At 30.1% G+C, this 12,201-nt stretch carries 12 protein-coding genes, 1 tRNA gene and 1 CRISPR repeat array; of the genes, 2 read left to right on the top strand and 11 right to left on the bottom strand.

Annotated features, from left to right (window positions below; translation table 11 throughout):
- Positions 1-42: 42 nt before the first annotated feature.
- The 10 genes from GYM75_RS04685 to GYM75_RS04640 form a co-directional block, all read right to left on the bottom strand.
- The gene (locus GYM75_RS04685) at positions 43-390 is read right to left on the bottom strand and encodes a hypothetical protein (protein ID WP_220217006.1); all 348 of its coding nucleotides are present in this window, start codon (positions 388-390) and stop codon (positions 43-45) included.
- A 27-nt stretch (positions 391-417) separates the two neighbouring features.
- Positions 418-891 carry a hypothetical protein gene (locus GYM75_RS04680; protein ID WP_220217005.1) on the bottom strand — a complete coding sequence of 158 codons (474 nt, stop codon included), beginning with the start codon at positions 889-891 and terminating at the stop codon, positions 418-420.
- Positions 892-906: 15 nt separating this feature from the next.
- Positions 907-1,290: a dihydroxyacetone kinase phosphoryl donor subunit DhaM gene (dhaM, locus tag GYM75_RS04675; protein ID WP_220217004.1), complete on the bottom strand. Its 384-nt coding sequence runs from the start codon at positions 1,288-1,290 to the stop codon at positions 907-909.
- A 268-nt stretch (positions 1,291-1,558) separates the two neighbouring features.
- A complete protein-coding gene (tal, locus tag GYM75_RS04670; protein ID WP_220217003.1) occupies positions 1,559-2,509 on the bottom strand; it encodes a transaldolase in 951 nt (316 codons plus the stop codon).
- A 54-nt stretch (positions 2,510-2,563) separates the two neighbouring features.
- Positions 2,564-3,019 (bottom strand): ribose 5-phosphate isomerase B, encoded by a 456-nt coding sequence (gene rpiB, locus GYM75_RS04665; RefSeq protein WP_220217002.1) that lies wholly within the window; start codon positions 3,017-3,019, stop codon positions 2,564-2,566.
- A gap of 462 nt (positions 3,020-3,481) precedes the next feature.
- The gene (locus GYM75_RS04660; protein WP_220217001.1) at positions 3,482-4,306 is read right to left on the bottom strand and encodes a hypothetical protein; all 825 of its coding nucleotides are present in this window, start codon (positions 4,304-4,306) and stop codon (positions 3,482-3,484) included.
- A gap of 250 nt (positions 4,307-4,556) precedes the next feature.
- Positions 4,557-5,444 (bottom strand): hypothetical protein, encoded by an 888-nt coding sequence (locus tag GYM75_RS04655; protein ID WP_220217000.1) that lies wholly within the window; start codon positions 5,442-5,444, stop codon positions 4,557-4,559.
- A gap of 246 nt (positions 5,445-5,690) precedes the next feature.
- Entirely contained in the window at positions 5,691-6,587 is an 897-nt protein-coding gene (locus GYM75_RS04650) for a hypothetical protein (RefSeq protein ID WP_220216999.1), read from the bottom strand.
- 20 nt (positions 6,588-6,607) lie between these two features.
- Complete coding sequence (locus GYM75_RS04645; RefSeq protein WP_220216998.1) at positions 6,608-7,306, bottom strand: hypothetical protein; 699 nt, start codon at positions 7,304-7,306, stop codon at positions 6,608-6,610.
- 471 nt (positions 7,307-7,777) lie between these two features.
- A complete protein-coding gene (locus GYM75_RS04640; protein WP_220216997.1) occupies positions 7,778-8,593 on the bottom strand; it encodes a hypothetical protein in 816 nt (271 codons plus the stop codon).
- A 571-nt stretch (positions 8,594-9,164) separates the two neighbouring features.
- Positions 9,165-9,499: a CRISPR direct-repeat array (repeat unit 28 nt; unit sequence TGTGTTCCCTATATACATAGGGATAAAC).
- Positions 9,500-9,601: 102 nt separating this feature from the next.
- Here GYM75_RS04640 and GYM75_RS04635 point away from each other — a divergent pair.
- Positions 9,602-10,201: a hypothetical protein gene (locus GYM75_RS04635; RefSeq protein ID WP_220216996.1), complete on the top strand. Its 600-nt coding sequence runs from the start codon at positions 9,602-9,604 to the stop codon at positions 10,199-10,201.
- Positions 10,202-11,230: 1,029 nt separating this feature from the next.
- Here the strand turns inward: GYM75_RS04635 and GYM75_RS04630 are convergent.
- Positions 11,231-11,302: transfer RNA gene (locus GYM75_RS04630), tRNA-Arg, on the bottom strand.
- A 128-nt stretch (positions 11,303-11,430) separates the two neighbouring features.
- Between GYM75_RS04630 and GYM75_RS04625 the strand changes: the two genes are divergently transcribed.
- Positions 11,431-12,189 carry an MlaA family lipoprotein gene (locus GYM75_RS04625; RefSeq protein ID WP_220216995.1) on the top strand — a complete coding sequence of 253 codons (759 nt, stop codon included), beginning with the start codon at positions 11,431-11,433 and terminating at the stop codon, positions 12,187-12,189.
- Positions 12,190-12,201 lie beyond the last annotated feature (12 nt).

Genomic DNA, 12,201 nt, shown 5'->3' with positions numbered 1-12,201 from the left:
ACCCCTATCTATCCTTTAAACGACAAATTCTTACAGTATCTCTTATCCAACTAAAAAAAGTGACAATATAAAACCACCAACAACACCTGAGACTACAGCAGCAAGAATATTTTTTATTGATTTTCGTTTATTACCTCCAGTTAATGCTGATGCGACCCAAACACCAACCCCTGCTGCTAGCCCTTGATCAACCCATACTGAACCACTCTGTGTAATCATTGGCGTGGCAATACCATGATTAATACACCATACCGTTCCAACCACAAATGCAGCTGCCATCCAACCACCAATTGGTCCCCAATTATCAACCATGCGTCCCCAAGTCATTCGAATAACAAATGGAAAGATAAAACCACCCATCAATGTTGCGATAGCATAATTTATTGACATAACCATTCACTCCTTACATTCCCATATTCATCGTTTTTTTTGGAAAACTTTTATTTGTTTGCTACGTAAAATTTTTTCTTTCGCGTCTTTCAATTTCTCAAAATCTGTACGCCTTAACCCTGGTTCTCTTGGATTTTCATTAATAAATTCTTTCTTTTTAGCCATATCTTTTTCAATATATGCGGCAGTAATCCCCCCTAACACTGCTCCAACACTCACTAACAAAATCGTCGGCAAAGAAGAAACAAGTGCATTACCACCTTGAAGAAAAGTATCCCGCATTATTCCGCAAACAGCGATCGCTAATCCCATATCAACAAAGGCGGCATCATCCTCATTACCGGTTAAATTGATGTAATGGTTCATATACCACATGGGTCCAATTATAATTATTGCGGCGAGGAATCCGCCAAAAATTCCATAAGCACCTAACTGAGACCAAACGGACATAACAATCATTCCTGCTATTCCGTAACCAATAAAGCTTCGAAAAAATTTCATCGCAATTCTCTCTTTCTAAATATTTTGTAATTCAGCTAAGATACCTTCAACATCGTTATCAACCATGGCTTGAATCGAAGCAACAAAAGCACCTTCAACTAATGGTGCATCAACTAAAGTGACCTTATTTTTTAAATCATCATCTTCAATTAAATCAATTGCAGTTTCTGTGCTTAAAATAGCACTACCAATATCAGCAAATATAAGTATATTTTGGTGATTTTTAGATTGTTGAATGATGTTATATATTGCAACCGAATCGGTACCTAACCGACCATCATCTGTACCACCTGCGGAATAAATTTTTACATCACCGGTTGTATCAACCATTTCTTCTATCATTTCTTTTAATCCATCGGTGATTTTTCTACTGTGCGATACTAAAACTATACTAACCATGAAGCCTCCGAACAAATGTTTAACAACCTATCTTTTGTTCGATTATAACGGATAAACTAGCTGAGAAAATTGTTTTGTCATGAATTTGTGACTTAGATCTAAATATTTAAATATTAAAGATATTAAATAATTATTTTGACTATTTAAGATTTTTAAACAAAAAGATAGATAGAGGGATACTTCTAATAGAAAAATAGACTTTAACAGCAGATTTGATTCAGATGATTAACTATCAAAAAGAGGATAATGGGGAGCTTGCTCCCCTAAATTATAATAATGTGCAGATCATCTCTTCTAATTTACCTTGATCCACTGCAAAGGCACGAATCCCTTCAGCTAGTTTTTCTACTGCCATGGCATCACTATTGTGTTGCCATCTAAATTCAGATTCGGTAATCGGTGCAGGTCTTTCTATGACGGTTTGATTAGGATTAAGTTTTTGCACTACTGGAGCGCTTGATTGTTGCATTTCAGCCAATAAATTTGGCGCAATCGTTAATCGGTCACAACCGGCTAATGCTAAAATTTGCTCAACTTTACGGAAACTTGCCCCCATGACGATTGTTTTATAACCATGTTGTTTATAATAGTTATAAATATTACGTACTGATACCACTCCTGGATCTTGATCGGCAATATAAGGGTCAATCGTTTTTTTAGCTTGATACCAATCATAAATACGACCAACAAAAGGCGAGATAAGAAAGACATTCGCTTCTGCACAAGCACGTGCCTGAGCAAATGAAAAGAGTAACGTTAACTTACAATTAATACCTTCTTTTTCGAGAACTTCGGCAGCTTTTATCCCTTCCCATGTGGATGCAATTTTTATCAGAATTCGTGATTTATCGATACCTTTTTGCTGGTAAAGCTCTATAATTCGGCGGGCTTTTTCGATACAAGCTTGTGTATCAAAAGATAAACGGGCATCCACTTCAGTCGAAATACGTCCCGGTACCGTTTTTAATATTTCAGCACCGATATTAACCGCAACTTGGTCACAAGCATTAATTAATTGTTGTTCTTTGCTACCCCCTAATTTTTTTGCTGTCTCAACAGCAGAATCAATCAGATAACGATATTGTGGAAGTTGAGCAGCTTTTAAAACTAAAGAAGGGTTAGTCGTGGCATCTTCAGGAGAAAACTGCTTAATGGAATCGATATCACCTGTATCGGCAACAACAATGGTTATTTTTTTAAATTCTTCTAATTGATTCATACTGTTATCCTATAACATTAATATTTGAAAAAGTCGTTTTAAAATGTGTTACTATTATTTGCTATAAAGTTCATCATAATAATTGATTCGCTCAACTTTTGGCGTTGATCCCCCTCCTTCAAACTCCGATTGCAGCCATGCTTGAACCAATTTTTTTGCTAATTCAATACCAATTACTCTTGCTCCCATTGTCATAATTTGAGCATTATTACTTTTTCTTGCTCGCTCAGCTGAAAATATATCGTGGCATTGAGCAGCACGAATACCCGGTACTTTATTTGCAGCTATCGCTACCCCAATTCCAGTACCGCAAATCAAGATACCACGCTCATGCTTACCCGCTTTTATTGAACATGCAACAGCGTGAGCAACATCAGGATACAAAGGATTATGTGACTGTTTATCGCTACTATAATCAATAATCTCAATACATTGATTATTCAAATATTCAACAATACTATTTCTAAATTCAAATGCTGCATCGTCTGCGCCAATTGCTATGGGCTTCATAATATTCTCCTTTAATTTAACCAAATGATCATTAGTTCATGATATTATCATTTGTTAACTTCAGGTATAAATAAATTCATTTATGTGACATAAGTCTCGAAAAAAGTTATTTGATTACTACAGTGTAGTTTTTATTTAGAATAAAAAGATTTGTTGAGAAGAGTTATTTTGGATAGGTTAAAGATTAAAATACTCATTTATATTGAGCATATCAGTCACTTCACTCTAACCATCTAATATTTTTAGTAAATAGAGCGGTTAGGTTCATAATGATAATCTAATCAATAAGGGGACATCACAAAATATCAGTTTGCATTCAGATTCTACGTTAACATATAACGTAAGCTTATCACGGTAGAACTGCGTGGTCATATTAGATACTGGCTTTATCCATTGCTATTTACGGTTTGTCATCCGACCTTAACTTTAGCTACAAATTGAAATATGCTTTTACTATATTTTTTAATCATCTTTATTGCTGTGTGATTCGAAAATCTTCTTTTCTTCCAAAATTTCCGGTCCCATCACTTTACTGCCATACCAGTATAATTTTTTTTCTATGATTTTTATAGTTCCCCATTTTTCATTAAATGTATAATACCGAGCGGTTACGTACAAACCTTTTTTTTCTCCTTCTGTTTCTAAATAACTATTCAATTCAACGTAATCTTCTATCGTTACCTTTCCATTACTGCCGTCTATATAAAAGGTTCGCTCTTTAACTATAGCGCCGTCTCGATAAATGGAATCTTTTTCTATTATGGGATAATACACAGTATACAAAGGTTTAATATCTTTCTTAGGAGAAGTTAGATGTTTGGCAACAAAAATTTCTTCTATTCTAACGCTTAAATCAATCCCGTATAAGGATTTCATTTTTTGGATTAAATCGTCTACCGTAAAAGAATACAGATAATCACAATTAATATTTTCTTCACGATTACCATTTTCATCAAAAGATACAAAATCCCCAATATTAAAGTCATAAAATTGTTTAACCGTTGTAAATAATTTTCCATTAGGATAATATCTTCTTTCAATGCGATAAGGACTTCCTTCTTGATCAATAATTTCTCTAATAAAATTATCTCCTTCGTTATATTGATAAACGCAAATATTATTATCTAAATAATAGATATAACTATCTCTATTAGTGTTTTTGATTTTTTCTTTGAATGTTTTTAAATCAAACGTTTTTGTTAAGAGGTCAAAATCTTTCATGAATTGAGAGTAGACGGGAGCTGTCATAGATATGATTAAAATTAGGGTTGTAAGTAACTTTTTCATGATTTTATTTTTAACTTCCTTGCATAAAATAGGTTTAATGAACTTAAAACAAACGCTTTTATCCGTCTATGCAGAATTTTTTAAATCAAAATAATAGGTTAAAGAAAAACAAATTATAGCACTTAATGTCTTTATGGCATAGTTAATTAGTTAAATTTTAATCTTCTTTATTTCATACTTTTGTTTTTCTTGTCCGCAAAAATTGAAAACGACTAAATAAAAACACATTGATTAATTTTTCATTACTAACCTATCGTATTACTTCTAATGGTGCATTAGGATAAGGGCGATGGAGATAGATTTGATATGAGTAAATATCATTTTTATCTTCTGCAAACAGCGGAGTTTCGCCTTTTTTGTCTTCTAATGTTACTATTCTTCCATTTCCATAAAACATAATGTTATAATTTTCGAGCGGTTGTATATTTCCTATACTTTTAGATAATTTATTGTCTATATATCGTTCATCTTCTTTAATTAATTCAGCATCATTATAGAATGATTTAAAGACTTCGGAATTTCTAACTTTCATAATGGTCAAGAAAGATTTTTTATCGCCTTTATTAATTATATTAGCTAAATGGTTATAATAATCTACGACTTCTTTAAGTAATTTATCCTCATCTTCTTTTCTCAAATCTATGCTGTGTTCCCAATTTTTTAGTTTGTACGGAACATCAATATTGAAAATCCATTCTTTGGTAATTAGTGGCATTTCTACATGTGGATCATCCAATTTGAATTCGTAAATTAAAGTAGATTTTCGTTCTACATAAGATGAATATCCATTATTATATCTATAAATACTTAATGTTAGGTAATCAATACCCAATTTATCTACCGTTTTATTTCCATCATTTGGTAATAAGACAATTTGTAATTTTTGTTTTCCCGATTTTAGTATAAGATCATTAATAATTAATTCACTATCACTCGAACCAGTTAAATAATCTTTTTCCAGAACCATGTTATTTATGTAAGATTCATACGGATTACTGGAAGTAACTTTTAAAGTATAGATAGGTTGTTCATTCATTGTTTTTGAATTTATTATTGGTTTCAATTTATCTTGTGCTTTGCTACAAGAGATATTAATTAATAATAAAAAAGCAAAAATTATACTCATTGTTTTATTCATAATAATAAAATTTAATCCATTTTATAGGTTGTTGCAGTTGAGTTCTTGTAACTTGGAATAAGTTTAATTGGATTTAATTCTTTTGGTTTGTCATGAGATCCTCTTTCTTGAAACCCCTATAGTATACGGTGACCATTAATCCTGAAAATTCCCGTTTTCCAATCAACTTTATTATCCCAATCGAAATTAGGATTAGCAGTAATTTTAAAATAACGATCTGCTTTAATTTTATTATAAATTAATTGTTTATCTTATTACCTCTAATTCGTCAGAGCCTTCGGGTATATGCAGTAGAATAGGGAAATTACTCTCAGATGAGTAATTTTCTCCTTTTTCAATTAATCTTAAAGCAGGTTTTTGATCTTGAGTTTCCAAAGTAACTAATCGACCATTAGCATAAAACTTAATTAATGTATTACTAATGGATTCACAATGGATATTGGTTTTGGATATTAATTGTTTAATTTCTGTTATACTATTTTTTTCTTGCTGATCAGTTAAATAATAGAATCTTTTTGATTCAGATATACTCTTTTTAAACATTTTTATAAATAGATTTGAATCGTTATTATCAATAGTACTTTTTAGGAATAAAAATTTATCTTTTACTTTTTGTTCAATATCATTGATTTTAGTTAAATCTTTGGAATGTTTCCAGCCTTCAACGGTATAAGGTAAATTATTTATATCAAAAGAATCTATAATATTCCAACTACTTAAATTTTTATTTATTGTAAGTTTTGGTAATACATAAATTATCTTTCCTTGATTTGATGAAGTTATAACATTATTATCATTATTTACTACACTAAATACTTTTAGCGTAAAATCAGTATCATTAGGTATTTCTTTATTGTCGTAGGAATATAAAATTATCTTAACTTCTTGTTTTCCCGAATTTATAATATATGGATTAATTGGAGTTATGTAGTTATCAATATTCACTGGTTTTAAATAACTTTTAACTAAAATATCATTAATATATATTTCAAAACCACATTTATTATTGTAGTCATATTCTATAAAATAAAAAACATTATCTTTCATTATGTTATCTTTAAAGTCAATATTATTTTTTCCTGCATTACAAGAAAAATTAAAAATTATTAATATTATAAATAAATATCTATTAATCATTGACATAAAATTTCCTACTCTTTTATTTACCTTATTATTTCTAGTTCACTGGAGTTTTTTGGCTTATGATAAAATAATGGATAAGTATAAATTACAGATTTTCCATTCTTAATTATTTCACTTTTTAAACATGATTCACCATTATTATCTTCTAATCTAGCCAATTTACCATTACCATAAAACCTTATTTCACAATTCGTAAATGGTAATATTTTTTCTTCTGGGAAAGGCGTTATTTCGTCATCTTGTTTTTCATATAATGATACTGATTCTTCGAAAATTTTATTTTTAACTAATAACCTAAAAGCAGAATTATCTTTCTTTTCAATAGCATTTATTATTTTTTCATATGCTATATTTAATTCTTTTTTAATATTTTCAGTATTTTCAATAGATTCTGAATTTTTCCATCCTGTTAATTGATAAGGGACATAAACGCTAAATTTGGTTTGAAACTCCCAATAAGGCAGTCCTTCTTTAGGAACTATCATATCAGGTATTTTTAAAATAATTTCTCTTTTGTTAGTAAATGACCATGCATCTATCTTTTTATTTAATTCTAATGAAAAATAACTATTTGGTAATATCGTGTTATTATCTTTGAGAGGGTATACCTTTATTGTTAAAATCTGATCACCAGACTCCAATATCCCTGTATTTATTGGAAACTCCATATTCATTCCACCAGACTTTTCAAAAAATTTTAATAAAGGTAAATCATTCACTCTTATATCAAAATTAACAGCATAACTCTTTACATTTATTAGATAATAAGGTCTATTTTCGAAATTATTTATAGTGGAATTTTAAGCATGTTTCAAGCTAATTTTTTCTATTTCATTATTACTTGTTGCGAATGCCAATGAAATAAAACTTGTGAGCAGTAATATAATTATGTTACGGCTAATCATGTAGATAATATTTTTCATCAATCTCAAGTTTTCCTTCCTTAATAAAAATTTAGTCTTCTTCTTTGTTGTTTAAAACCATTGACTTTTACATCTAAGCTTAATGTGATATTAACACCAGAATGTCTTGCAGTCGGTTAAAAATATTAGTGAAAAAATTCTTTTCGTCTAAGGAAAATCCATTAGATTTCATAAGCAAATAATTTTAAATTATTAATTCTTAATCTTCTTTACATTTACATTACTGTTCTATTATATAGCTTTATTACATAAATTTGGTTACCTTCCTTATTGGCTGTATGATTCGAAAATCTTCTTTTCTTCCAAAATTTCCGGTCCCATCACTTTACTGCCATACCAGTATAATTTTTTTTCTATGATTTTTATAGGTCTCCATTTTTCATTAAATGTATAATACCGAGCGGTTACGTACAAACCTTTTTTTTCTCCTTCTGTTTCTAAATAACTATTCAATTCAACGTAATCTTCTATCGTTACCTTTCCATTACTGCCGTCTATATAAAAGGTTCGATCTTTAACTATAGCTCCGTCTCGATAAATGGAATCTTTTTCTATTATGGAATAATACACGGCGTACAAAGGTTTAATATCATCTTTAGGAGAAGTTAGATGTTTGGCAACAAAAATTCCTTCTGTTCTAACGCTTAAATCAATGCCGTATAAGGATTTCATTTTTTGTATCAAATCCTCTACCGTAAAAGAATACAGATAATCACAATTAATCACATTTTTGCGATTACCATTTTCATAAAATGATACAAAATCCCCAATATCAAAGCCGTAAAATTGTCTAACCGTTGTAAATAATTTTCCATTAGGATAATATCTTCTTTCAATACGATAAGGACTTCCTTCTTGATCAATAATTTCTCTTATATAATGATCTGGCTCTATGTATTGATAAACGCAAATATTATTATCTAAATAATAGATATAACTATCTCTATTAGTGTTTTTGATTTTTTCTTTGAATGTTTTTAAGTCAAACGTTTTGGTATAAAGGTCAAAATCTTTCATGGATTGAGAGTAGCTGGAGGGTATCATAGACATGATTAAAATTAGGATTGTAAGTAACTTTTTCATGAGGTTATTTTAACTTCCTTGCATAATAGAATAGGTTTAATGAACTTAGAACAAATGCTTTTTATCTGTCTATGCAGAATTTTTTAAATCAAAATAATAGGTTAAATAGAAGCAAATTATAGCAATTATTTTTTTAATTTTAATAGAATCAGTTAAATTTTATATAATTAATTCGATATTCCTCCGAATCCACAGCATAAATAGTAAATATAATCCTTAGCATTTGTTTTTTATGTGTCTCTATAAATAGTTGGGGGCACGATCGATTATAAGTCTGAAAAACGCTTCTTAACACCAAACTCTTTTTTGGTTAAATTTATCAGTCTAAATTAATAGTCATAGAACATTAATCAAGCAAAAGAAGCATGTAATGACCAGAAGTTGGCGGTGCGTTGAAAAATCATCTGGATGGATACCGTAAAAAGTTTTTATTATTTTAGTATAACTAATTGATAATTATATAGATTTAAGATTAAGATGCAAAAACATCATTTGTCTAAAAAGACAGCAAAAGAAACGGTAGAAATTTTATCTTCCCTATTTTAATTAATAAACAATGAGTTATAATTAGAGTGTTCCCTATATACATAGGGATAAACCGTAAAACTCCAAAATGTACGACTAGCATTCCCTGTGTTCCCTATATACATAGGGATAAACCGTCATTTTTGATTGATGTTATTAGCTCGACATTGTGTTCCCTATATACATAGGGATAAACCGTTTTATTTTATAATAAATTTTATAATCTCTCTGTGTTCCCTATATACATAGGGATAAACCGGCTATGCGGCTTCGATGATGTCTTCTCTTGGTGTGTTCCCTATATACATAGGGATAAACTGGAATCGATATAAAACAATATATACGATATAATGTATTTCTTGTATACACAGGGATAAACAAAAAACACATTAACATTATTTAATGAAAGCGAAATTTATAATTCAGGAAAAGAATACATTGAAGCTGCTTAAAAAACTTATAATTTGTATATCAGTATTTTTAATGATCGGATGCAATCAAGCCGAACAGCCACAAAGTTCTAAAATCATCAGTGGAAAACCTTTTGATATTAGACACCTCGATTTTTCCGTCCCTATCGATACTCTTTTGTCTGAGTTTAAGGGTAAATACTACAAAGAACCTTTAGGAAAAATGACATCACCTGATGATGATGAGATGATTGGTTATACTTATATTTTAGTTCGATTAGCTGATGAAGATTATTATTTCTACAAAAAAAATGTCAAATTAGATAGGATAATAATCATCACTGATTTGAACGGTACTATCTATTCTTATACAGGAGAAATAAAGGCACCTACGAAATGGGTTAAAAGTGCAATAGAAGATTTTCACGAAAAAAACAGCCAATATTTAGAAGATAATTTAATGAGCGAGAAAATGGAAAGAGAGTATCGAGAAAAATTTGATTTACACTATTACTGCTATCACTTACCCGATCGATACTTAAGTACGAGCATTCAAATTAACGATTTCGATGACCGAGATACTATGGTTGGCTGGATTAGGGGAGAAAATCCAATTGAACCAAAAAATGAATCACTTAAAGCTCAAACAGGAGCATATATGCGTAAAAATTAGTTTATAGTAAAACAGAGAAAAAAATTAGAAAGGTGAATACATTGAAATTAATACCTAGAATCATCTTTATACTACCGCTTATATTTATGGCAAATTGTAATCAAGCTCAAATTACCACAGTGTTCCCTATATACATAGGGATAAATTGCTAGATTTTTAAACTTTACTCTAATTTAAAAAACTAGATAGTTTGTAAAGTTAATTTTTATATTAGATATGTTTCTTTTCTGATTATCTATTCTCACAGAAAGTATTATTAGGATTATTAAGAAAGTTAGTAATCAATCCTATTAAATTAAAATTAAATAACGTTAGTGTGCAAATCTTAAATTACCTAAATATTACCTTATTCATAGCAGTGAAATAAATGTTCAATAATATTATGTCCCCTGACATTAAAATCATAACAATAAACCATTTAATGATTATGATAAAAGATGTTGCTAGTGTTGCTTCACTTTAAAGCATTAGACTTTATAGTACCTATTTTTAAATGGGTTCATGTCAGAAATATAATCCACTAAAGATCCCCCCATACAAGATAAAAATAGTTCGGATCGATCGTATAAAACTAATTGTCCGATAAGAAGATGACTTACTTAAACAGAGCCTAATACAAGCTAAAAAAGACGAAAAAGCATCCTGAGGTTGGTCAAGACAGTGTATAAAAATGATTAGTAAAATAATCTTTTTTCCAATCCACTCATAAGAAAATTTTTTCTAAACCAGCGTATCGCTCAATAAAGCTTATTCAATAGCGCAATCATTCAATAAAATCTTCATAATATCAAGAAACTGACAATAATCTTCTTTTTTCATACACGTTAAATTGATGCAATATGAGCAAATTATTATAGATTTTAAAATTTTAACATGATAATTATAGTTGTAGAGGTAACAAAAATTTAATAAAGTACACCCAACAAATTAATGATAAACGATTCAAGATAGAGTATGACAAGTCATTAACTTATTGATTATATGGTTTTTTTAATTGCTATTATTGAATGAAAGTTTTAGAAATATATTCGACCCCAGCAGGAATCGAACCTGCAACTAGCCCTTAGGAGGGGCTCGTTATATCCATTTAACTATGAGGTCATAAAGGGCGTTTATTTTAATAAATTTAAAAAAATAATGCCATTTAAATAACGAAAAATTTTGTATTATGTGTAAACATGATACAATAACGAAATCAATAACCTGAATTATTTTTAGTTGAAAATCCTATGAAGAAAAAAATAATTGCTATGCTCTTCTCTGTTATGACGCTTACAAGTTGCGCATCATATGATCCTGAAAGCAATTCATACAGTGATCCGCTATCTGGATTTAATAAAGCAATGTTTAACGTCAACTACTATGCATTAGATCCTTATATTTTGCGTCCGGCTGCTGTCGTTTGGAAAGATCATGTTCCTTCGCCAATTCGTAAAGGATTTGTAAACTTTTCTTCGAATCTTTCTGAACCAGCTTCAATGGTAAATAACCTTCTACAAGGTGAGGTTCAACAAGCAGGTAAACATTTAGCAAGATTCTTTTTAAACACTGTTTTTGGTTTTGCGGGCTTATTTGATGTGGCAAGTTTAGCCGATCCTCAATTACAAAAAGGGAATAAACGCTCTTTTGGTGATGTACTTGGTCACTACGAAGTACCTTATGGCCCATATGTAGTTCTACCTTTCTATGGCTCTGCGACACTTAGACAAGAAGGTGGCGACTTAGTCGATACGCTTTATCCACCTTTAGCATGGTTAGATTGGCAATGGGCATTAGCACGAGGAGTATTTGATGGTATTGAGGCTCGTGCTGCGGCTATTGAATATGAAGATCTGATAAAAAATAGTGATGATCCTTATAACTTTATGCGTAATGCTTACTTCCAACGTAATGATTTTAATGCTTCAGGTGGAAAGGTCGACCAAAAGAAACAACAAAAACGTGAAGAAAGTATCGATAGCTTTATTAATGATATCGATTCACAATAACTTGTTTCATCA

This window comes from Gilliamella sp. ESL0441, from assembly GCF_019469185.1.
GTDB lineage: Bacteria > Pseudomonadota > Gammaproteobacteria > Enterobacterales > Orbaceae > Gilliamella.
The sequence above is the reverse complement of the archived record's forward strand: the minus strand, read 5'-3'. Positions and strand labels throughout refer to the sequence as shown.